Genomic DNA, 445 nt, shown 5'->3' on the forward strand with positions numbered 1-445 from the left:
GCCCGCGATGAAGCCGACGACCGGCTTCTTCATGTTGTCCTTGATCCACTCGGCGGCATTGGCTTCGTCCGGACCGCCGATTTCGCCGATCATCACGACCGCATCCGTGTCCGGATCGTCGTTGAACATCTTCATCACGTCGATGTGCTTCAGACCGTTGATCGGGTCGCCGCCGATACCGACTGCCGACGACTGGCCGAGACCCAGTGCCGTCAGCTGGGCAACCGCTTCATACGTCAGCGTGCCCGAACGCGACACGACGCCGATGCGACCCTTGCGGTGGATGTGACCCGGCATGATGCCGATCTTCAGTTCGTCCGGCGTGATCGTGCCCGGGCAGTTCGGCCCGAGCAGCAGCGTCTTGCGGCCTTCGCGACGCATACGGTCCTTCACTTCGATCATGTCGCGGACCGGGATGCCTTCCGTGATGCAGATCGCGAGATCC

1 pseudogene is annotated in these 445 nt (G+C 62.9%); it reads right to left on the minus strand.

The annotated features are described in order from the left end of the window. A pseudogene (locus tag U5A56_RS37005) lies at nucleotides 1-445 on the minus strand (succinate--CoA ligase subunit alpha); the annotation flags it as partial.

The organism is Burkholderia sp. BCC1998, from assembly GCF_905339875.1.
Taxonomy (GTDB): Bacteria; Pseudomonadota; Gammaproteobacteria; order Burkholderiales; family Burkholderiaceae; genus Burkholderia.